The sequence below is a fragment of the Peribacillus simplex genome, assembly GCF_030123325.1.
GTDB classification, from domain to species: Bacteria; Bacillota; Bacilli; order Bacillales; family DSM-1321; genus Peribacillus; species Peribacillus simplex_D.
Window position 1 is genome coordinate 795,844 of the sequence record NZ_CP126106.1, and the last position, 19,451, is coordinate 815,294.

Below are 19,451 nucleotides of genomic sequence, written 5' to 3' on the forward strand. Positions count from 1 at the left end.
ATTATTGGGTACTCTTACCATAATGAAAGAAATGGAGGGTACAATATGACTGTAAAAATTGGAGAAAAAGCACCTGATTTCAAACTCCCTGCAAACAATGGTGAAATGGTTTCCCTATCGGATTTCAAGGGGAAAAACATTGTTTTATATTTTTATCCAAAAGACATGACGCCAGGTTGCACGACGGAGGCCTGTGATTTCCGGGACCATAATGAGCAATTCGAGGAATTGAACGCTGTCATCATTGGTATCAGCCCAGATCCAGCAGCACGTCATGAAAAATTCATCGAAAAGCATGGATTGCCTTTTCTGCTTCTTGCTGACGAAAATCATGAAGCAGCTGAATCATTTGAAGTGTGGCAATTGAAAAAGAACTTCGGCAAGGAGTATATGGGCATTGAACGTTCAACTTTCCTGATAGATAAGGCTGGTAAGGTAGTCAAAGAATGGCGTAAAGTAAAAGTCAAAGGCCACGTCGAAGAAGCGCTTGAAACTCTTCGCGACCTCGAAAAATAAGGGACAGGCAGATGAAGGATGAGCGAATAACGAAGCTTGCAGCCAGGCTGATTCATCATTCGATACAATTACAGCCAAAAGAGAGAATCCTCATACGGGGGCATATCAACACGAAGCCATTATTGAAAGAGCTGATTGATGAAATATACAGAGTGGGTGCTTATCCATATGTAGAACTCGAAGACGATGAGATAAGCCGCCACCTGTTACAAGGGAATGTGAAGGAACAACTTGACACATCTTCGCAATGGGCTCTGAAGAAATATACGGATATCGATGCAGTCATCATCATCACAGGGGAAGAAAACGATGTGGAAATGACTGATGTTCCCATCGAGAGGCACCGTCTTCAAGGGGAGGCCATGAATTCCCCCACTCTTTTCTATGTAAACAACCGACGTTGGGTCTTGCTTAATTATCCTACCAAAGCATCAGCGCAAAAAGCTGGCATGACCTTCAACAGGTACCAAGACTTTCTGTTGAACGTATGCGCCATGGATTACGGGAAAATGGAGGCGGCCTTGAAACCGTTAAAACAATTGATGGAACGGACTGACAAAGTCAGGATCGTTTCACCAGGGACAGATTTGACCTTTTCCATTAAAGGTATGCCGGCCATCATATGTGCCGGAAAAAAGAACTTACCGGATGGGGAAGTATTTACGGCGCCCATAAAAGATAGTCTCAATGGAAGGATATCCTTCAACACACCCACAACCTATGAAGGAATCACCTTCAGTGACATAGAATTAAACTTGGAAAAGGGAAAAATCATTAAAGCAACATCCAATCGTGACTCTGAAATGAACCAAATTCTGAATATTGATGAAGGGTCCCGGTTTATCGGGGAGTTCGCAATTGGAATCAATCCATACATATTGGAACCCATGGACGATATATTGTTCGATGAGAAAATAAGCGGGAGTCTGCACTTGGCTATTGGGCTTGCATATGATGAAGCGGATAATGGAAACCGTTCATCGATACATTGGGATATGGTCTTGATCCAGCGTCCTGAATATGGGGGTGGTGACATCTATTTTGACGACGTCCCGATCAGAAGGGATGGCGATTTCATTTTGCCGGAATTACATGCATTAAACCCAAATTCTTTAAAATAAAGCCTTTTTTAATAAGGGTAAGGCTTTTGTCCAACTCAAAAAGGGGACACCTGAATATGCTTTATTAAGGGAATACCTCCTCAGAGAAAGTTGCGCGGGACACATAGAGCCCGTGTTTTTTTTATGTTAATTAAAAGGGAGAGATAAACATGTTTATACTTTCGACTGTCATTCCGAATGAAGGCATCCAAACGAAGATGATGGAAGCGTTTCCTGATTTGAACTTCAGTTATCAAAAAGGATGGCCGGATGGGCCACTTCGTGAAGCGGAAATCCTAATTACATATGGTGAAGACTTAACTGAAGAAATCATTGGGAAAGCGGCGAACTTGAAATGGATCATGGTCATGAGTGCAGGGATGGAATTAATGCCATTTAAAGCCATTGAGGAACGTGGCATCCTGGTGACCAACGCAAGAGGCATTCATAAAATCCCGATGGCCGAGTATACGATAGGGATGCTTTTGCAATATGAAAAGAAATTGAAACTGCTTATGAAGAATGAAAAGGAAGAATTGTGGGATAGAAAGATTGAAGTAGGGGAATTGAATGGCAAGACTATGCTCGTGATTGGTGTCGGTGCAATTGGAGGGGAGGTGGCTCGTCTTGGGAAAGCCTTTGGGATGACGACGATGGGAGTGAACCGAAACGGAAAGCCAGTGGAATCCATCGATCACCTTTATACTCTGGATAATTTATTGGAAGCCATACGGGGAGCCGATTATATCGTATCCGTCCTGCCAAGTACGGATGAAACGAAGGGCCTTCTGGAAAAAGAGCACTTTAAAGCAATGAAAGAATCTGCAGTATTCGTAAATATTGGCCGCGGAGATCTGATTAACGATGAAGTGTTGATCGATGCCCTGGATGCCGGGGAATTGTCTCATGCCATCTTGGATGTTTTTGATCCGGAACCTTTGGGAAAAGGTCATCCGTTTTGGAGTATGGAAAATGTCACAGTCACGCCGCATCTATCAAGTAAAAGCGGAGAATATTTACCAAGAACCTTTGCCATTTTCGAAAAAAACATGCGTGAATACCTAAAAGATGGAAAAGACTTCACCAACGTAATCGACTTAACTAGGGGATACTAAAACTCAATGCAAAAATGGTAAAGATTCAATGTGTTCAGGAATAAACTAAAAAAGAATGGTTAAGCCATTGAATTATTGACAAATTCAACGCATAAAAGGTACACTATTTATAAATATTATAATTTAAGAATTCATACTTAATGAGAAAAAGAGGTGGATGACGGTGTCTGAAGTTCAGTTAAAAGAAGCATTGGATTCCTTAAAAGATACCGGTGTAAGAATAACTCCTCAACGCCATGCGATACTTGAGTATTTGATAAGCTCCATGTCCCACCCTACCGCTGATGATATATATAAAGCGCTGGAAGGCAAGTTTCCGAATATGAGTGTGGCAACAGTCTATAACAACCTGCGTGTGTTCCGTGAGGTAGGTTTGGTAAAAGAACTTACTTATGGTGATTCTTCAGCAAGGTTTGATTTTGTGACGACGAATCATTATCATGTAATTTGCCAAACTTGCGGGAAGATTGTGGATTTCGATTATCCTGCATTGGATGAAGTCGAGCATTTCGCTGCACAAGTCACCGGTTTCAATGTTAGTCACCATCGGATGGAAATCTACGGAGACTGTACGGATTGTGCGAAAAAAGAATCGCATTAAAAAAAGTTCCTCCACTTGGTTGGAACTTTTTTTCATGTTATCAAGAAATGATACAATGGTTAAAGACTTCTTGAAAGGGAATTCAGCTAGCGGAATTCCTCTAGTCATGCAAGCTTTTTCGGTTATATTTTTCGTTGAATTCTTCGCCTTCCAACTTTTTGTCAAGTGTCAATGGTTCTTCACAATGCATGCAAATATCTACACGCCCTAGTATTTTTGTAGGTTTGCTGCAATTAGGGCAGACAACCTGGATCGATTTTGTAGAAAGCATTCCAATCCAAAAATAAACCCCTGTGCTAGCGATGATGAATAAAAGGCCAAGCCCCATGAAAATCGTCATGACAACAGGATTCGTTTTGAAGAAAAGCCCAAGGTACATTACGATAAAGCCAATGAAAATCAAACTCAAAGCAAAAGTACGTATTTTATTGATTTTGCTAGAATATTTAGCCATGGATTGTCCCTCCTAAAATATAACTTTAACTATAACATAAACAATGGATGGAACAAAAAAGAAATAAAGGATACATATTACTTTTGAATTGAAATAGTTTGGGGTAAGGGAATAAGCAGGAATTTGAAGAGTTTTGTCGAAAATCTAAAAAAAAAGGTTTTGGAGGAATTTATGATGGAAGATATCCTTCGCCCGATTTATCAAGAGCGAGCAAGTTTAAAATCTACACTTGGAATCTTGTTAATAGAAAAAAGAGATGATAATAGCCCGATCACCGATACATTTGACTACATCCTTTTTGTAATTGCAGACGAAGCCGAAGAGGCCGTGTTTTTAAAACATTACACTTACCAGGATAAAAAGGCAGCATTGCATATCGTAAAGGAAGACCAGTTAAAAGAATGGCTCCTATTAGGCACGAACCGCAAAGTGGTTGACTGGATATATAACGGGAAGGTCCTTTTTGACCGGAATGATTATTTGGACCGTTTGAAAACCGAAATCCGTGAGTTCCCCTTTTATGGAAGGAAGTTAAAGATGGGGATGGAATTCGCAAAGTTAATTCGCAGGTATATGGATGGGAAAAGCTTCTTTGAAAAAGGCCATCATCTTGAGGCATACAACCATATCGTTCATTCCCTGCATCACTTGGCCCGTTTGGAAATAATTGAACAAGGCTTTTATCCGGAGGTTACGGTCTGGAACCAAGTGAAGCATATGGAACCTGAAATATTCAAGTTGTATAAAGAATTGATCAGCAGTGAGGAAACTCTCGAAAAAAGATTGGAGCTTCTATTCCTTGCGAGTGAGTTTCTTATTTATTCTAGGACGAATGCAGGTTCGCAGCATTTGGTTGAAATAATGGGGACGAAGGAAGATCCGTGGACGATCGCGGAGCTAATGGAGCATGCGGAAGTAAAGTTTTATTCAGTCGACCTTGGTGTTTTATTGGAATATTTGATAGAGAAAAAGGTCATCGAGGTCATCAAAGCGGAGACAAAAGGGCACGAGATATATCATCGGTTTTACCGGGTATCAAAAAACTTTTAAAAAAATGCAATTTTATTGTTGACCATTAATAATATAGGTGTTATATTAATACATGTCGCTGCGGGACATCAGCTTTCGCAGCTTCATCAAAACGAAAAAAGCTTAAAAAAATTAAAAAAACATGTTGACAACAAGGTTGCAAACATGATAAGATGTAAAAGTCGCTTACGAAGTAAACGACACCGAGATTGCTCTTTGAAAACTGAACAAAACAAAGCGCCAACGTTAAATTTTAAGTGAGCACACACTATTAAAAAGCAAATGAGTAAGTCAAACATTTCTTCGGAGAGTTTGATCCTGGCTCAGGACGAACGCTGGCGGCGTGCCTAATACATGCAAGTCGAGCGAATCGACGGGAGCTTGCTCCCTGAGATTAGCGGCGGACGGGTGAGTAACACGTGGGCAACCTGCCTATAAGACTGGGATAACTTCGGGAAACCGGAGCTAATACCGGATACGTTCTTTTCTCGCATGAGAGAAGATGGAAAGACGGTTTACGCTGTCACTTATAGATGGGCCCGCGGCGCATTAGCTAGTTGGTGAGGTAATGGCTCACCAAGGCGACGATGCGTAGCCGACCTGAGAGGGTGATCGGCCACACTGGGACTGAGACACGGCCCAGACTCCTACGGGAGGCAGCAGTAGGGAATCTTCCGCAATGGACGAAAGTCTGACGGAGCAACGCCGCGTGAACGAAGAAGGCCTTCGGGTCGTAAAGTTCTGTTGTTAGGGAAGAACAAGTACCAGAGTAACTGCTGGTACCTTGACGGTACCTAACCAGAAAGCCACGGCTAACTACGTGCCAGCAGCCGCGGTAATACGTAGGTGGCAAGCGTTGTCCGGAATTATTGGGCGTAAAGCGCGCGCAGGTGGTTCCTTAAGTCTGATGTGAAAGCCCACGGCTCAACCGTGGAGGGTCATTGGAAACTGGGGAACTTGAGTGCAGAAGAGGAAAGTGGAATTCCAAGTGTAGCGGTGAAATGCGTAGAGATTTGGAGGAACACCAGTGGCGAAGGCGACTTTCTGGTCTGTAACTGACACTGAGGCGCGAAAGCGTGGGGAGCAAACAGGATTAGATACCCTGGTAGTCCACGCCGTAAACGATGAGTGCTAAGTGTTAGAGGGTTTCCGCCCTTTAGTGCTGCAGCTAACGCATTAAGCACTCCGCCTGGGGAGTACGGCCGCAAGGCTGAAACTCAAAGGAATTGACGGGGGCCCGCACAAGCGGTGGAGCATGTGGTTTAATTCGAAGCAACGCGAAGAACCTTACCAGGTCTTGACATCCTCTGACAACCCTAGAGATAGGGCTTTCCCCTTCGGGGGACAGAGTGACAGGTGGTGCATGGTTGTCGTCAGCTCGTGTCGTGAGATGTTGGGTTAAGTCCCGCAACGAGCGCAACCCTTGATCTTAGTTGCCAGCATTCAGTTGGGCACTCTAAGGTGACTGCCGGTGACAAACCGGAGGAAGGTGGGGATGACGTCAAATCATCATGCCCCTTATGACCTGGGCTACACACGTGCTACAATGGATGGTACAAAGGGCTGCAAACCTGCGAAGGTAAGCGAATCCCATAAAGCCATTCTCAGTTCGGATTGCAGGCTGCAACTCGCCTGCATGAAGCCGGAATCGCTAGTAATCGCGGATCAGCATGCCGCGGTGAATACGTTCCCGGGCCTTGTACACACCGCCCGTCACACCACGAGAGTTTGTAACACCCGAAGTCGGTGAGGTAACCTTCATGGAGCCAGCCGCCTAAGGTGGGACAGATGATTGGGGTGAAGTCGTAACAAGGTAGCCGTATCGGAAGGTGCGGCTGGATCACCTCCTTTCTAAGGATAATTACGAGAGCGCTTTTGTTTTGTTCAGTTTTGAATGAGTAATTCATTCAAATAGGAAAGAGATGCATCACGATGTGATGAAAATCCTTTCTGCTTTGTTCCTTGAAAACTAGATAATAGATAGAAGGCAATTAATTTTTTTCAAAGCATCTGTAAGATCTTTTTTAACGGTTAAGTTAGAAAGGGCGCACGGTGGATGCCTTGGCACTAGGAGCCGATGAAGGACGGGACTAACACCGATATGCTTCGGGGAGCTGTAAGTAAGCTTTGATCCGGAGATTTCCGAATGGGGAAACCCACTGTTCGTAATGGAACAGTATCTTTACCTGAATACATAGGGTACTGAAGGCAGACCCGGGGAACTGAAACATCTAAGTACCCGGAGGAAGAGAAAGCAAACGCGATTTCCTGAGTAGCGGCGAGCGAAACGGAATTAGCCCAAACCAAGAGGCTTGCCTCTTGGGGTTGTAGGACACTCAACATGGAGTTACAAAGGAACGGGGTAAACGAAGTGATCTGGAAAGGTCCGTCGAAGAAGGTAAAAACCCTGTAGTTGAAACTTCGTTCCCTCCTGAGTGGATCCTGAGTACGGCGGGACACGAGAAATCCCGTCGGAAGCAGGGAGGACCATCTCCCAAGGCTAAATACTCCCTAGTGACCGATAGTGAACCAGTACCGTGAGGGAAAGGTGAAAAGCACCCCGGAAGGGGAGTGAAATAGATCCTGAAACCGTGTGCCTACAAGTAGTCAAAGCCCGTTAATGGGTAATGGCGTGCCTTTTGTAGAATGAACCGGCGAGTTACGATTTCATGCGAGGTTAAGTTGATGAGACGGAGCCGCAGCGAAAGCGAGTCTGAATAGGGCGAATGAGTATGAGGTCGTAGACCCGAAACCAGGTGATCTACCCATGTCCAGGGTGAAGTTCAGGTAACACTGAATGGAGGCCCGAACCCACGCACGTTGAAAAGTGCGGGGATGAGGTGTGGGTAGCGGAGAAATTCCAATCGAACCTGGAGATAGCTGGTTCTCTCCGAAATAGCTTTAGGGCTAGCCTCAAGATGAGAGTATTGGAGGTAGAGCACTGATTGGACTAGGGGCCCCCAACGGGTTACCGAATTCAGTCAAACTCCGAATGCCAAATACTTATTCTTGGGAGTCAGACTGCGAGTGATAAGATCCGTAGTCGAAAGGGAAACAGCCCAGACCACCAGCTAAGGTCCCAAAGTATACGTTAAGTGGAAAAGGATGTGGAGTTGCTTAGACAACCAGGATGTTGGCTTAGAAGCAGCCACCATTTAAAGAGTGCGTAATAGCTCACTGGTCGAGTGACTCCGCGCCGAAAATGTACCGGGGCTAAACGTATCACCGAAGCTGTGGATTGACACCATTGGTGTCGATGGTAGGAGAGCGTTCTAAGGGCGTTGAAGTCAGACCGGAAGGACTGGTGGAGCGCTTAGAAGTGAGAATGCCGGTATGAGTAGCGAAAGAAGGGTGAGAATCCCTTCCACCGAATGCCTAAGGTTTCCTGAGGAAGGCTCGTCCGCTCAGGGTTAGTCGGGACCTAAGCCGAGGCCGAAAGGCGTAGGCGATGGACAACAGGTTGATATTCCTGTACCACCTATACATCGTTTGAACGATGGGGGGACGCAGAAGGATAGGGTAAGCGCGCTGTTGGATATGCGCGTCCAAGCAGTTAGGCCGGAAACGAGGCAAATCCCGTTTCCATTAAGGCGGAGCTGTGATGGCGAGGGAAATATAGTACCGAAGTTCCTGATTCCACGCTGCCAAGAAAAGCCTCTAGTGAGATGTAAGGTGCCCGTACCGCAAACCGACACAGGTAGGCGAGGAGAGAATCCTAAGGTGTGCGAGAGAACTCTCGTTAAGGAACTCGGCAAAATGACCCCGTAACTTCGGGAGAAGGGGTGCTTTTTAGGGTGAATAGCCCAGAAAAGCCGCAGTGAATAGGCCCAGGCGACTGTTTAGCAAAAACACAGGTCTCTGCGAAGCCGCAAGGCGAAGTATAGGGGCTGACACCTGCCCGGTGCTGGAAGGTTAAGGGGAGAGGTTAGCGCAAGCGAAGCTTTGAACCGAAGCCCCAGTAAACGGCGGCCGTAACTATAACGGTCCTAAGGTAGCGAAATTCCTTGTCGGGTAAGTTCCGACCCGCACGAAAGGTGTAACGATCTGGGCACTGTCTCAACGAGAGACTCGGTGAAATTATAGTACCTGTGAAGATGCAGGTTACCCGCGACAGGACGGAAAGACCCCGTGGAGCTTTACTGCAGCCTGATATTGAATTTTGGTACAGCTTGTACAGGATAGGTAGGAGCCTGAGAAGCCGGAGCGCCAGCTTCGGTGGAGGCGTTGGTGGGATACTACCCTGGCTGTATTGAAATTCTAACCCGCGCCCCTCATCGGGGTGGGAGACAGTGTCAGGTGGGCAGTTTGACTGGGGCGGTCGCCTCCTAAAGAGTAACGGAGGCGCCCAAAGGTTCCCTCAGAATGGTTGGAAATCATTCGTAGAGTGTAAAGGCACAAGGGAGCTTGACTGCGAGACCTACAAGTCGAGCAGGGACGAAAGTCGGGCTTAGTGATCCGGTGGTTCCGCATGGAAGGGCCATCGCTCAACGGATAAAAGCTACCCCGGGGATAACAGGCTTATCTCCCCCAAGAGTCCACATCGACGGGGAGGTTTGGCACCTCGATGTCGGCTCATCGCATCCTGGGGCTGTAGTCGGTCCCAAGGGTTGGGCTGTTCGCCCATTAAAGCGGTACGCGAGCTGGGTTCAGAACGTCGTGAGACAGTTCGGTCCCTATCCGTCGCGGGCGCAGGAAATTTGAGAGGAGCTGTCCTTAGTACGAGAGGACCGGGATGGACGCACCGCTGGTGTACCAGTTGTCTTGCCAAAGGCATAGCTGGGTAGCTACGTGCGGACGGGATAAGTGCTGAAAGCATCTAAGCATGAAGCCCCCCTCAAGATGAGATTTCCCATGGCGCAAGCTAGTAAGATCCCTGAAAGATGATCAGGTTGATAGGTCAGAGGTGGAAGCATGGTGACATGTGGAGCTGACTGATACTAATAGATCGAGGACTTAACCAACGCTTTTTAAAAAATGAAATACCTTCTTATTATCTAGTTTTGAAGAAATAAAAATTTCTTCTTGCATTTTCTCAAAAATACGTTATAATAATGTATGTCTTGAAAAAATGTTAACATTGTTTGGTGACGATAGCGAAGAGGTCACACCCGTTCCCATTCCGAACACGGCAGTTAAGCTCTTCAGCGCCGATGGTAGTTGGGGGTTTCCCCCTGTGAGAGTAGGACGTCGCCAAGCTTATATTGTTCCGCAGTAGCTCAGTGGTAGAGCATTCGGCTGTTAACCGAACGGTCGTAGGTTCGAGTCCTACCTGCGGAGCCATTATTGGAGAGCTGTCCGAGTGGCCGAAGGAGCACGATTGGAAATCGTGTAGACGGGTAACCCTGTCTCAAGGGTTCAAATCCCTTGCTCTCCGCCATTTATACCTGGCCCGTTGGTCAAGCGGTTAAGACACCGCCCTTTCACGGCGGTAACACGGGTTCGAATCCCGTACGGGTCACCATTTAGATAACACATTGGAGGATTAGCTCAGCTGGGAGAGCATCTGCCTTACAAGCAGAGGGTCGGCGGTTCGATCCCGTCATCCTCCACCATTATTCATTAAGATCAGGTTGTTTCTGTATAAAGGATTGATTATTCAGCCCGTTGAAACGCTCAACACGAAAACTTGATTCATAATAGCAACATTATTACCGTCGCGGGGTGGAGCAGTCCGGTAGCTCGTCGGGCTCATAACCCGAAGGTCGCAGGTTCAAATCCTGTCCCCGCAATCTATGGTCCCGTGGTGTAGCGGTTAACATGCCTGCCTGTCACGCAGGAGATCGCGGGTTCGATTCCCGTCGGGACCGCCATTTTATTGTTTGGCTCAGTAGCTCAGTCGGTAGAGCAAAGGACTGAAAATCCTTGTGTCGGCGGTTCGATTCCGTCCTGAGCCACCATAGTAGTGCCGGTGTAGCTCAACTGGTAGAGCAACTGACTTGTAATCAGTAGGTTGGGGGTTCAAGTCCTCTTGCCGGCACCATGTTTCATCCATATGCGGAGGGGTAGCGAAGTGGCTAAACGCGGCGGACTGTAAATCCGCTCCTTCGGGTTCGGCAGTTCGAATCTGCCCCCCTCCACCATCTTAATTACAGGGGTATAGTTTAAAGGTAGAACAGAGGTCTCCAAAACCTCCAGTGTGGGTTCGATTCCTACTACCCCTGCCAATTTTCAATCCTATAATGGCGATTGTGGCGAAGTGGTTAACGCACCTGATTGTGGTTCAGGCATTCGTGGGTTCGATTCCCATCAGTCGCCCCATTTAATAAAACATGGTATAATGATTACAACGTTAATGGGCTATAGCCAAGCGGTAAGGCAACGGATTTTGATTCCGTCATGCGAAGGTTCGATCCCTTCTAGCCCAGCCATATGCGAAAGTAGTTCAGTGGTAGAATACAACCTTGCCAAGGTTGGGGTCGCGGGTTCGAATCCCGTCTTTCGCTCCAAAAACGTTGGCGGCATAGCCAAGCGGTAAGGCAGAGGTCTGCAAAACCTTTACCACCGGTTCGATTCCGGTTGCCGCCTCCAACATACATGCCGGTGTGGCGGAATTGGCAGACGCGCACGACTCAAAATCGTGTTCCTCTGGAGTGCCGGTTCGACCCCGGCCACCGGTATCATGAAACAGCCAAGAGTGCTGTTGAATCAAGGTCTTACACTTAATTGTGTAAGGCCTTTTTTCTTTTTTCCTTACACTACAGATTTGACACTAATAATGTGCGGAGGTCATGTGCGGTGAGTAAACGAATAACATTGCTTTCAGATGCTTTCAGATGATGAACTGAAAATCGTTAAATGGGGAAAGACGAACACTTGGTACTTCTTGTTAAGGTCATGTCCTCGTTTAGTAAGCTCAATCGCCAAAGATTTTTTGTGAATATTCTTGAGTCCCACGATATTACTTCCATTTATGAAGTTGGCAAAGGAGGTAAAGTGCAACTCCTTAAATTCATTTTTTCTTTTCCATTTTATGAAGAATGATAGAACAAATCAGCACGTAGATCGCCAATATCAACCAGTAATAATTTGGATAATCCCTGTCGTTACCAATGGACGAAAATATGAATATCGCAAATAGCAAATATGGAATGGTCAATAGCAGTCGGAGTTTCCACAAATACTTGCCCCACATCGTTATTCCTCCCTATGAAATCATTGGCAGTCATTTTGGGGTTTTTTCCACCTTTCAAATTCTATGTCACTCGCAATAATTTCAGCATCCGTAAATCCCATTCCACTTAGAGCAACTTCAATTTCATCGGCGCTTTTGTTATCAAATAAACGTAGCATTGGCACCAGGGCATATGCCCGTTGGGGTTCAATTTCAACAGCTATAGTATTATCACCAAGCAAATCTAAATCCCTGATGTAATACTCCATTGTCCTCATGGCAAGAAATTCGGTGGTTGTATTCTTACGGAAAAACAGGTCTCCTAATGTTTCAATGACAGTTGATATTTCTGGTTTCATATTTTTAACCCTTACAATATACTGGATATTCCGTCAATTTTATTGATACAATAGTATGAAGTACAGGGAAAATGCTGTCAATCTATATTCCAAGATAGGTCAAAACTGCCCAAATTGGTGGGGGGGATTGGTTTTGAATATCTATTTTCAACATTCTCAATGTCAAAGTCGCATTTAAACGTCTCGCTACGACGTTGTTATATTTTACCTAAGCGAGTTTTTGTATTGAATGTGTTATGACGTGTTAGGAACGTCACTTTGTGCATTTTAGTAAGTATTCGGTTCAATTACGACACATTGTAAATGTGAAAAAAGTTCACATTTGGGGAGTCCCGAGGCAATATCCAACACCCCTAGATTCCAAGGTCATATCTAACGCCTTTGAAAAACCCCAACAGGCCAATAAAAAACACAATGTTGTGAAATCCCTCTGTACCAGTGACTATGAATTACCCCAAACGTACCGCCTAAATCCTCTTTTCTGCTGTATTAAAAATCCGCGAATCAAATTTGCTTCGGGGGTTGGTAGTCCCTATTGTTTTGATTAATAAAATACTCGATGGGCTGGATTTTTAATGACTAATTAAAAGTTTTCTTTTACAAATTCAGCTTCTTGTTCAGGAGTAAGAACACCGGTAGCTTTACCAACATTTCCATTTTGAGCACCCCAAAGGTAGTTGTGATCTTCCACTATATTGTCGAAGTTTCCTTCTTTCCAGTTTCCTGAGATTTTCAGCAAATTTCTTTTAAGTGTGAAGCCGATGTCACTCTCTTTAATAAAATCATAAACTGCATTGATGTTTTCAGGAGTCATCTCAAGGTTGTACCATTTTTCTTCAGAAATTACTTTTTGATGAGTCATACTATGCATAGTTTTCATAACGTCTTCTGCAGTTGAAGCTGGGCCAAGGCCTAGTTCATATAGAATTTGTTCATTTTTTATAGTTTCTACTTCCGTATCTTCTTCTTCAGTTGTCTCGTATTCCACTTCCGTGGTCTCCAAAGCAGGAGCCGTATCTTCTTGCTTTGCTTCATAATTTTTAGCGTTCTGATTGATTGTTATTATTACTGAAATAGCTGCTGCAGCTACTATAAGTCCAACCATTGACCATTTAAATTTATTCATTATAAGTTCCTCCGAGTCATAGTTCTATTATTCACTCATTTCAGTTACATCCTTTTATGGACAAGCTAACCAGTATGATAATAACATAAAATATTAACAAATAATCTTTAAACTATTAAGTAACCATATAGATAGATATAGATATAGATATAGATGCGGTCGGACGGTTGAATCCGTCTGATTTGCCGAACAATCTAACGACAATGGTGACGGCGTTTTAACGGCTATATTTAAAGTGGATACTTTCCGCACGACTCAAGATCATGTTCCTCTGAGTGCCTGTTTGACCCCGGCCACCGTATCATATACGTTAATATAAACGTCGAAAAAACGGCAATCTACCGTAATGGTAGGTCGCCGTTTTTTCGTTGTATACACGTGATTTCGTAGGTAAAGGTCGTACGCGGTGAATCGTACGAGCTGTATCGGGTAACTACCCGCATTGGAACGGCGAAAATTGACGAGAAAAAGAAGGAATAATGTATAAACAACGGAGGATATTTCGAAGCTGTGTGGGAGCATGCGGTCAGAGTGCTTCGACTTCGACGAAGCACTGGCGTTGTTTTAGGAGGACGGCGAAAAAGAAATATCAGCGAACATACGATACGGTACTACCGGAATGAGCTTTTCGACGCATATTAGAAGACCAAGACGTCACGACTAATCCTGGAGAGATTACGAGGATATTATTAAAGAAAACGTCATTGTTTATTTGCGCGTTAAGAAAAGCCTTAAAACGGTATCTATAAATACGAGGCTATGGACGATCCGTGCGTTCTAACTACTTATATAAGAACAACTATATCCAGGAGGATCCCGTAAAGGCGCTGAGCTTAGTTCGCGACAGGAAAGACGTTATCGCAACGTCACTACGAAGCAAGCTAAACGACTACTCGACAAACCCGATTTAAAGACGTTTACAGTCGTTCGAGATAATTCGTACATGCTGCTTCTTCTCGAACTGGCGTACGTGCTAATGAACTTGTAATCGTAGAGGTGAACGATATAAATGGGAAGAGTCTACAATGCTCGTCCGAAATACGAAAGGGTATGAGCAGTGAGTTGTTCCCTTGTCTCCAACCATGAAGAATGCGCTCCGTCTTTACCTTTCTATCCGCGGATCTGTCGATTGTAATGAGTTATTTGTGACCGTAGACGATACGCCATTAACTAAGCGCCAGGTAAAGTCAAGGATACATGATTACGGTGAACAGGCGGGCATAAAAGATATACGTCACAGTCAGTCCGCATACTTTCCGGCATACCTTTGCCAAGATGAGCGTTAAGAACGGTAAATAAGCGTCACCTTAGGGTGGCGTTTTTTGCGTTATAAATCAAAAAAGTCATCACTGCGTGCATCCGGATTAACATGACGGATAGCCTTCATTATCTTCTTTATCGTCGGCACAGTAGGTTCCAGTTTGTCGGCGAAAAGCTCCGAGATAGTGGTGCTACTAACCTTCGATGTCTTTATGAGCCATCCTGCGATATTCCCCGATCACCTAGCCAGTGCCCGTAAATAGGTCGAATGAAGGGGGGCCGAATCGTTGTTAAATAAAAGGCTCTGTTAAAGGATGTTGTTGATTTTTCTTGTTGAACTAACGGGGCAGTAAGTTTAATAAGAATTTCTTCTCTAACACCAAATTATATAGGTAAGTTCACAGACGTTTAGTGAAGTTGAAAATATACTGAATTAGAAAGGTGTGATTGTAATGCCAAACAATCGATTTTTTTCATCAAAATATAAACCAGAAACTACGAAATTACGGAAACATCAATTATTAAACTCTTCTTTAGAAAAACTAACACCGCCACAGGGTTGTAACTTTTTTCCTCCAAGACCTTGTGGCAGTCTTTGTGACTGTTGTGTTTCTCCACTTCAGTTCGTCTTACGACAGCTGATAGGGCAAAGAGTAATTCTTGCCACTATTGCAGACGAACGAGATCAAGCTCCTCGCTTTTTTGAATTCACTATTATTGCAGTGAATGATTCTTTAGTTACTGTTACAAATGGATCGACAACCTTTGTTGTAAATATTTCTGATGTAATAGGGGTAGGGTTTTTACCACCAGGGCGTACTATTAACTTGTTGCCACCTGTTGATATTGGGTGCGAATGTGATTGTCGTGAACGACCAATTAGACAATTGCTGGATACACTTATCAATTCTACAGTGAATCTTTTAGTAAGTAATGGTTCTACTGGAGCAAATTTTAACGTGCAACAAACAGGTCTTGGCATTGTGTTAGGTACTTTATTAATAAATGATACAATCTATAGATTTGCAATTTCAACTTGTAAAATTACTGCTGTAGGGCAGAGTTAGTTGAATAAGGAATGATGTTAAAAACAAATATTTAGTGTTTATGCCGGTTACAACTACGGAAATTACAGTCGATACGATTAACGAAGGCGTGACAATGATTCTATTCTCGGAGTGGGCGAAAACGATAGCAACCTTAAGGAAGTCACAAAGTACGCGGGTGTTAATAACACCGCGGGGATACAGGCAATGGTTGGCGCAGGTAAAGCCGCCCTTGTAGATAAAGGAACGCCGATTACATTAATAGAGCATGGCGGCGTTTTGAAAGATAAAGATAAATTTCAGGAAACTGGCGAAATAGACTGGAATCCTTCCGGCAATGTATTGAAAACTATAGCTGAATAAGATAACGCCCCAACCTTCGCGGTTGGGGCTTTTTTAGTATGTGAAAGTAGAAAAAGCGACAACAATTGGGCGTTGTTAATCTATATAAGAACATAGTTTAAAGAACATTGTCCTTATGTTTAAAATAAAAACGAATGGGTCAAAGAGTATAAACTCTGCCATTCGTTTCAAAACAATTAATTTAGATTTCAATATTAATAGCATTTAGTTCCGCTTCCGTATAGCCAGAAGAGGATAGTGCGATTTCAATTTCTTCGGTAGCCTTATAATCAAATAATTTAAATTTGGACATTAAAGCGAAAGCATTTTGATTTTCGATTGCCAGGGCAACAGCTTCCACGTCTTGCAGTAGCTTCAGGTCTTCAATGTAGAATTGAGCGGTTCTCATCGCTAAATACTCATTCATTGTAGTCGAATTGTAGAAAAGATTTGTTAAAGTGGCGATTGCGTTAGGAACGAAAATCTTATTCATACTTACCCCTCCACTATTCTTAATATTCTGTCATTAAGTCACTTCTAGTATGAGTCACGATAAAAATGTTGTCAATCTTTATATTTTGAGCATTTGAAAGTAAATCTTTACTCAAATTGAGTAAAAAGAACATAGGCAAAAGTGATTGAGAATGAATGTTGCTGGGTTTACGAAACGAACCAACTTACATATGACATGTTGATTTAAGCTCGATTTCTAGGTCTGGTTGGCATCCAGTAATTAGTGGCTTAATAAAAGCCAGTGTCACAAGTGGCACGATTAAGCCGAATGTTTTAGAATTTTTTTAGAAATTCTTTCATTGATGAGATCCTTTCTGTGTTTGAATTTTCAAAGGGCTCATGAAACAACAGATCTTTAATGACTGTGAAGAAGGCGGGCTTCCACATTACGGAGCTCTCCAGATGAAACACTATCAGCCACGATTATTTGCAATGTTCTCGTAGCTGTCATTCGTTTGTCCGGATGCTTCAATTGCAGATGCTGTTGTATCGCCCGGAAAAGTTCATTATTTTCTGGACGGTTGGCGTTATAGATTTCTTGTAAACTCCTCGATTTTCCCATGGCTTTTCCTACTTTCCATCAAGTGTGAAATACATATGAATGCTTCTGCGATAATATTCCCATGGTCTATATTTTCGTCTGAGCGCTTCAAATTCCTTCTTTTTTCAATTAAATCTTCTTTAAAGAACAGGGAAGATGCTCCTGATTTTTTTACAAGGCGTTAGCCTAGCTGTCTTACTGCTTGACCGTTTCCGTATATGTTGTTGTTTGTCTTTAACACGACTAAAGTAATTCAAATCATGTTCTGCGTAGGAGTGTGTCATTGTGATTTAGAAAAATATTGAGACATGATGCATTAGTCCCGTTATCAAACAGGAAAGTACCTCCTGTAATCTTACTTCTATTTATTTTCCGTTTCGTACTTTTTTTAAATAATATCAATGAAAGATGGTAATAAATAAAAAACCACTATTTAAGAACACTTCAAATAACAAATTTTCTAAGGGGCGGCAGATTGTGAACAATATGGGATGTCAATGCAGGTCCAATGACGAGTTACAGCAACTGGTCGATCAGGCAAAAGAATATACAAATATGGGAACGGTGGCAGACTATATTCCAGCTCTTGAAAAGGCGAATCCTGGGGATTTATCTGTTGCTATTTACTATCCTGACGGAAAAGGATATTGTGCGGGGGATGTAAGTGGGAAAATGACCCTGCAGAGCATATCAAAGGTTTTGACACTTGCTCTTGTATTAATGGAAAAAGGGGAGGAATATGTCTTTTCCTATGTAGGCAAAGAACCTACCGGTGACCCTTTTAATTCGATTGCCAAGTTAGAGACGAACAAGCCATCCAAGCCGTTAAACCCGATGATCAATGCAGGAGCATTGACTGTGACCCACATGATTGCAGGTGACAGTGTGGATGAACGATTTCAGCGTATTTTAGATTTTATCCGGGAATTGACTCAAAATCCCACTATTGGTTTTAATGAAGATGTTGCCCGGTCAGAATACAATACAGCAGACTTAAATAGGTCGTTAAGCTATTTTTTAAAGCAGCATAATGTAATAAATGAGGATGTGGAGGACTTAATCGAATTGTACTCGAAGCAGTGTGCCATTGAAATAGACAGTCAGGATTTGGCGAGGATAGGCTGTGTGCTGGCCATGAACGGGAAAGATTTGTTGACGGGAAAGCAAATCATCCCCGGGGACATTGCCCGTATTTGCAAGACATTCATGGTTACCTGCGGCATGTATAACGCATCAGGTGAATTTGCCATCAATGTTGGCATTCCGGCTAAAAGCGGTGTGTCAGGGGGGATCATGGGGGCCGTCCCCGGAAAATGCGGGATTGGAATTTATGGTGCAGCTCTGGATGAGAAGGGGAACAGCGTTGCCGGGATGAAAATCTTGGAAATGATGGCGAAAAAGTATTCCTTAAGTATGTTTAATCATTAACACCTTTAGTGATGAGTCGATGATATTAATCAACTCACTTTCACGGCAAAAAAAAGGACCTCTGCACATATGGCAAGGGTCTTAAGGTGATCATAACAAGTTGGATAGGAGAGATACTTTTTTATATAATGCATGTACTTCTTTATTCCGATGTTCCCCGATGTCATTTCTTAGGTGGCCTTCCATGTCGGTCATTAAATCAGCTAATTTCAATGCCTTTTGCCTATCGGAAATATTGCTTCGAATGATATATTCATATTTTGCATTGTATTCAGTCAGTGACATTTCTTCCGTCCTCCCAAAATATCATTTAAGCTGTCCTCTGTTCCTTCATCAGCAATCCCAATGTACTTTAGTGTAATTTCAGGTTGTGAATGATTAAGGATCATTTGTAACTCAGCAAGGTCCTTACTTCGTTTATAGTGCCAGTACCCGAACGTTTTCCGCATGGTATGGGTACCGACGCCCTCGATGTCCACCATGTCCGCTGCTTTATTAAGCTGTCTGTAGGCTTGTATTTTGCTAATTGGCTTATCGCCCTTGCGTGAGGGGAATAGCCATTCACCATCGATGGTGGCTATATAGGCAGCCAATTCATTACATACATTATTAAGCTGTATTATTCTTGGCTTTTTTGTTTTGCCTTCCTTGATGATGACCTCCATCTTACCTTTAATGTCCTTTATCTTCAGCGATAATAAATCAGACACACGCAAGCCGGTATTGATGCCTAACAAGAACAATATGTAGTCCCTCTCGCTGCAATGTCTCTTCAGTGACCATTTCATATCATCTAATTTTTCCAATGATCTGATTGGTTGAACGTCAATTAAATGTGCTTTTGGCAAATGAGATCACCCTTATTTCACGCTAATGGAATCAGTGTTTTGAATGTATACTTTTTTATTAA

General features: G+C 43.5%; 15 protein-coding genes, 15 tRNA genes, 3 rRNA genes and 1 pseudogene. 26 read left to right on the plus strand and 8 right to left on the minus strand.

Features of this window, described 5'->3' with window-relative positions:
• The first annotated feature begins 45 nt into the window (after positions 1-45).
• The 4 genes from bcp (at position 46) to perR (ending at position 3,332) form a co-directional block, all read left to right on the plus strand.
• On the plus strand, positions 46-516 hold the full coding sequence (gene bcp / locus QNH43_RS03755) for a thioredoxin-dependent thiol peroxidase (RefSeq protein ID WP_283916857.1): 471 nt from the start codon (positions 46-48) through the stop codon (positions 514-516).
• A gap of 11 nt (positions 517-527) precedes the next feature.
• Positions 528-1,637, plus strand: coding sequence for an aminopeptidase (locus tag QNH43_RS03760; protein ID WP_283916858.1), 1,110 nt, complete (start codon positions 528-530; stop codon positions 1,635-1,637).
• A gap of 149 nt (positions 1,638-1,786) precedes the next feature.
• Positions 1,787-2,731: a D-2-hydroxyacid dehydrogenase gene (locus QNH43_RS03765; RefSeq protein WP_283916859.1), complete on the plus strand. Its 945-nt coding sequence runs from the start codon at positions 1,787-1,789 to the stop codon at positions 2,729-2,731.
• Between the two features lie 157 nt (positions 2,732-2,888).
• Positions 2,889-3,332 carry a peroxide-responsive transcriptional repressor PerR gene (perR, locus tag QNH43_RS03770; protein WP_076371177.1) on the plus strand — a complete coding sequence of 148 codons (444 nt, stop codon included), beginning with the start codon at positions 2,889-2,891 and terminating at the stop codon, positions 3,330-3,332.
• Positions 3,333-3,432: 100 nt separating this feature from the next.
• On the opposite strand, the gene QNH43_RS03775 is transcribed toward perR, so the two are convergent.
• Positions 3,433-3,786: a YgzB family protein gene (locus QNH43_RS03775; RefSeq protein WP_076371179.1), complete on the minus strand. Its 354-nt coding sequence runs from the start codon at positions 3,784-3,786 to the stop codon at positions 3,433-3,435.
• Between the two features lie 174 nt (positions 3,787-3,960).
• On the opposite strand from QNH43_RS03775, the gene QNH43_RS03780 reads away from it, so the two are divergent.
• The 19 genes from QNH43_RS03780 (at position 3,961) to QNH43_RS03870 (ending at position 11,432) form a co-directional block, all read left to right on the plus strand.
• Complete coding sequence (locus tag QNH43_RS03780) at positions 3,961-4,836, plus strand: nucleotidyltransferase-like protein (protein ID WP_283918275.1); 876 nt, start codon at positions 3,961-3,963, stop codon at positions 4,834-4,836.
• Positions 4,837-5,115: 279 nt separating this feature from the next.
• Positions 5,116-6,666: ribosomal RNA gene (locus tag QNH43_RS03785) — 16S ribosomal RNA — on the plus strand.
• A 178-nt stretch (positions 6,667-6,844) separates the two neighbouring features.
• A 23S ribosomal RNA gene (locus tag QNH43_RS03790) occupies positions 6,845-9,776 on the plus strand.
• 119 nt (positions 9,777-9,895) lie between these two features.
• Positions 9,896-10,011, plus strand: a 5S ribosomal RNA gene (rrf, locus tag QNH43_RS03795).
• The 16S, 23S and 5S rRNA genes sit together here with 15 tRNA genes alongside, the layout of an rRNA operon.
• Positions 10,012-10,020: 9 nt before the next feature.
• Positions 10,021-10,095: transfer RNA gene (locus QNH43_RS03800), tRNA-Asn, on the plus strand.
• Positions 10,096-10,100: 5 nt separating this feature from the next.
• Positions 10,101-10,192: transfer RNA gene (locus tag QNH43_RS03805), tRNA-Ser, on the plus strand.
• 9 nt (positions 10,193-10,201) lie between these two features.
• A tRNA-Glu gene (locus QNH43_RS03810) sits at positions 10,202-10,276 on the plus strand.
• A gap of 15 nt (positions 10,277-10,291) precedes the next feature.
• Positions 10,292-10,367, plus strand: a tRNA-Val gene (locus QNH43_RS03815).
• Positions 10,368-10,470: 103 nt separating this feature from the next.
• Positions 10,471-10,544 (plus strand) — tRNA-Met (locus tag QNH43_RS03820).
• A gap of 5 nt (positions 10,545-10,549) precedes the next feature.
• Positions 10,550-10,625, plus strand: a tRNA-Asp gene (locus tag QNH43_RS03825).
• Between the two features lie 11 nt (positions 10,626-10,636).
• A tRNA-Phe gene (locus tag QNH43_RS03830) sits at positions 10,637-10,712 on the plus strand.
• A 7-nt stretch (positions 10,713-10,719) separates the two neighbouring features.
• Positions 10,720-10,795, plus strand: a tRNA-Thr gene (locus tag QNH43_RS03835).
• Between the two features lie 16 nt (positions 10,796-10,811).
• Positions 10,812-10,895, plus strand: a tRNA-Tyr gene (locus QNH43_RS03840).
• A 10-nt stretch (positions 10,896-10,905) separates the two neighbouring features.
• Positions 10,906-10,979 (plus strand) — tRNA-Trp (locus tag QNH43_RS03845).
• 18 nt (positions 10,980-10,997) lie between these two features.
• A tRNA-His gene (locus QNH43_RS03850) sits at positions 10,998-11,073 on the plus strand.
• A 35-nt stretch (positions 11,074-11,108) separates the two neighbouring features.
• Positions 11,109-11,183: transfer RNA gene (locus QNH43_RS03855), tRNA-Gln, on the plus strand.
• Between the two features lie 3 nt (positions 11,184-11,186).
• A tRNA-Gly gene (locus tag QNH43_RS03860) sits at positions 11,187-11,261 on the plus strand.
• Between the two features lie 8 nt (positions 11,262-11,269).
• Positions 11,270-11,343 (plus strand) — tRNA-Cys (locus tag QNH43_RS03865).
• An 8-nt stretch (positions 11,344-11,351) separates the two neighbouring features.
• A tRNA-Leu gene (locus tag QNH43_RS03870) sits at positions 11,352-11,432 on the plus strand.
• Between the two features lie 332 nt (positions 11,433-11,764).
• Here the strand turns inward: QNH43_RS03870 and QNH43_RS03875 are convergent.
• The 3 genes from QNH43_RS03875 to QNH43_RS03885 form a co-directional block, all read right to left on the minus strand.
• Positions 11,765-11,947 (minus strand): hypothetical protein, encoded by a 183-nt coding sequence (locus QNH43_RS03875; protein WP_283916860.1) that lies wholly within the window; start codon positions 11,945-11,947, stop codon positions 11,765-11,767.
• A gap of 20 nt (positions 11,948-11,967) precedes the next feature.
• Positions 11,968-12,285 (minus strand): hypothetical protein, encoded by a 318-nt coding sequence (locus tag QNH43_RS03880; protein ID WP_283916861.1) that lies wholly within the window; start codon positions 12,283-12,285, stop codon positions 11,968-11,970.
• A 583-nt stretch (positions 12,286-12,868) separates the two neighbouring features.
• Positions 12,869-13,411: a DUF6241 domain-containing protein gene (locus tag QNH43_RS03885; protein ID WP_283916862.1), complete on the minus strand. Its 543-nt coding sequence runs from the start codon at positions 13,409-13,411 to the stop codon at positions 12,869-12,871.
• A 1,847-nt stretch (positions 13,412-15,258) separates the two neighbouring features.
• Between QNH43_RS03885 and QNH43_RS03890 the strand changes: the two are divergent.
• Positions 15,259-15,738: pseudogene (locus QNH43_RS03890) on the plus strand (bclA protein); the annotation flags it as partial.
• Positions 15,739-15,924: 186 nt separating this feature from the next.
• The gene (locus tag QNH43_RS03895) at positions 15,925-16,080 is read left to right on the plus strand and encodes a hypothetical protein (RefSeq protein ID WP_283916863.1); all 156 of its coding nucleotides are present in this window, start codon (positions 15,925-15,927) and stop codon (positions 16,078-16,080) included.
• A gap of 181 nt (positions 16,081-16,261) precedes the next feature.
• On the opposite strand, the gene QNH43_RS03900 is transcribed toward QNH43_RS03895, so the two are convergent.
• Positions 16,262-16,552, minus strand: coding sequence for a hypothetical protein (locus QNH43_RS03900; RefSeq protein WP_283916864.1), 291 nt, complete (start codon positions 16,550-16,552; stop codon positions 16,262-16,264).
• A gap of 375 nt (positions 16,553-16,927) precedes the next feature.
• Positions 16,928-17,134 (minus strand): hypothetical protein, encoded by a 207-nt coding sequence (locus QNH43_RS03905; RefSeq protein WP_076367875.1) that lies wholly within the window; start codon positions 17,132-17,134, stop codon positions 16,928-16,930.
• Between the two features lie 465 nt (positions 17,135-17,599).
• Between QNH43_RS03905 and glsA the strand changes: the two genes are divergently transcribed.
• Positions 17,600-18,541 (plus strand): glutaminase A, encoded by a 942-nt coding sequence (gene glsA / locus QNH43_RS03910; RefSeq protein WP_283918276.1) that lies wholly within the window; start codon positions 17,600-17,602, stop codon positions 18,539-18,541.
• Between the two features lie 90 nt (positions 18,542-18,631).
• Here glsA and QNH43_RS03915 read toward each other — a convergent pair whose 3' ends face one another.
• Together QNH43_RS03915 and QNH43_RS03920 are read right to left on the minus strand one after the other, a co-directional pair.
• Positions 18,632-18,826 carry a hypothetical protein gene (locus QNH43_RS03915; RefSeq protein ID WP_076367873.1) on the minus strand — a complete coding sequence of 65 codons (195 nt, stop codon included), beginning with the start codon at positions 18,824-18,826 and terminating at the stop codon, positions 18,632-18,634.
• Positions 18,817-19,329 carry a tyrosine-type recombinase/integrase gene (locus tag QNH43_RS03920; RefSeq protein WP_076368031.1) on the minus strand — a complete coding sequence of 171 codons (513 nt, stop codon included), beginning with the start codon at positions 19,327-19,329 and terminating at the stop codon, positions 18,817-18,819. Before QNH43_RS03920 ends, QNH43_RS03915 begins: the two co-directional genes overlap by 10 nt.
• Positions 19,330-19,451: the final 122 nt, after the last annotated feature.

Excerpts from the sequence above, each read along its gene's own strand:
- bcp (WP_283916857.1), top strand. The coding sequence starts at position 46 with ATGACTGTAAAAATTGGAGAAAAAGCACCTGATTTCAAACTCCCTGCA.
- QNH43_RS03760 (WP_283916858.1), top strand. The coding sequence starts at position 528 with ATGAAGGATGAGCGAATAACGAAGCTTGCAGCCAGGCTGATTCATCAT.
- QNH43_RS03765 (WP_283916859.1), top strand. The coding sequence starts at position 1,787 with ATGTTTATACTTTCGACTGTCATTCCGAATGAAGGCATCCAAACGAAG.
- perR (WP_076371177.1), top strand. The coding sequence starts at position 2,889 with ATGACGGTGTCTGAAGTTCAGTTAAAAGAAGCATTGGATTCCTTAAAA.
- QNH43_RS03775 (WP_076371179.1), bottom strand. The coding sequence starts at position 3,786 with ATGGCTAAATATTCTAGCAAAATCAATAAAATACGTACTTTTGCTTTG.
- QNH43_RS03780 (WP_283918275.1), top strand. The coding sequence starts at position 3,961 with ATGGAAGATATCCTTCGCCCGATTTATCAAGAGCGAGCAAGTTTAAAA.
- QNH43_RS03875 (WP_283916860.1), bottom strand. The coding sequence starts at position 11,947 with ATGTGGGGCAAGTATTTGTGGAAACTCCGACTGCTATTGACCATTCCA.
- QNH43_RS03880 (WP_283916861.1), bottom strand. The coding sequence starts at position 12,285 with ATGAAACCAGAAATATCAACTGTCATTGAAACATTAGGAGACCTGTTT.
- QNH43_RS03885 (WP_283916862.1), bottom strand. The coding sequence starts at position 13,411 with ATGAATAAATTTAAATGGTCAATGGTTGGACTTATAGTAGCTGCAGCA.
- QNH43_RS03895 (WP_283916863.1), top strand. The coding sequence starts at position 15,925 with ATGGTTGGCGCAGGTAAAGCCGCCCTTGTAGATAAAGGAACGCCGATT.
- QNH43_RS03900 (WP_283916864.1), bottom strand. The coding sequence starts at position 16,552 with ATGAATAAGATTTTCGTTCCTAACGCAATCGCCACTTTAACAAATCTT.
- QNH43_RS03905 (WP_076367875.1), bottom strand. The coding sequence starts at position 17,134 with ATGGGAAAATCGAGGAGTTTACAAGAAATCTATAACGCCAACCGTCCA.
- glsA (WP_283918276.1), top strand. The coding sequence starts at position 17,600 with ATGGGATGTCAATGCAGGTCCAATGACGAGTTACAGCAACTGGTCGAT.
- QNH43_RS03915 (WP_076367873.1), bottom strand. The coding sequence starts at position 18,826 with ATGTCACTGACTGAATACAATGCAAAATATGAATATATCATTCGAAGC.
- QNH43_RS03920 (WP_076368031.1), bottom strand. The coding sequence starts at position 19,329 with ATGAAATGGTCACTGAAGAGACATTGCAGCGAGAGGGACTACATATTG.